This window comes from Nocardia abscessus (assembly GCF_015477775.1).
Lineage (GTDB): Bacteria > Actinomycetota > Actinomycetes > Mycobacteriales > Mycobacteriaceae > Nocardia > Nocardia abscessus_A.
This window is the reverse complement of sequence record NZ_JADLQO010000072.1, coordinates 1-495: the sequence shown is the minus strand read 5'-3', so window position 1 is coordinate 495 and position 495 is coordinate 1. Positions and strand designations below refer to the sequence as shown.

Below are 495 nucleotides of genomic sequence, written 5' to 3'. Positions count from 1 at the left end.
GCGCCGTGGAGTGTGTCGTGTGGTCCCGGTGCCCCGCTACCGGTCGAGACGTAGATCGCGGTACCCCGCAACTTGTCCGCGTGCAGATACGGGTCGTTGGCCGCCCACGCCGGATCCGTCGGCGGACCCCACATGTTCACGACATTGCCCCGGCGACCACCCACCACCGCGCTCACGATCACCTGACCCTGCGGATCACTGGTGCGCACACACCCGGAATACGACCCGATAGCCCGATACAACCCCGGCGCGGCCAACGCCAACTGGAACACCGACGTACCCGCCATCGAGATACCCGCGATCGCGTTCGCCCCGTTCCCCCCGAACGCCGCATCGACGATCGGAGGCAACTCCCGCGTCAGGAACGTCGCCCAGCGCTGCCGCCCCAACACCGGATCATCCGCACGCCAATCCGTGAAATACGAACTGGCACCCCCGAACGGAACCACCACATTGACCTGCTTGTCCCGAAAGAACTCCACCACATCCGTCCGG

General features: G+C 66.1%; 1 protein-coding gene. It reads right to left on the bottom strand.

The genetic code is table 11. From position 1 onward, the window contains the following. A partial coding sequence (locus tag IU450_RS39320; RefSeq protein ID WP_228835767.1) for an alpha/beta hydrolase occupies positions 1–495 on the bottom strand: 495 nt, incomplete at both ends.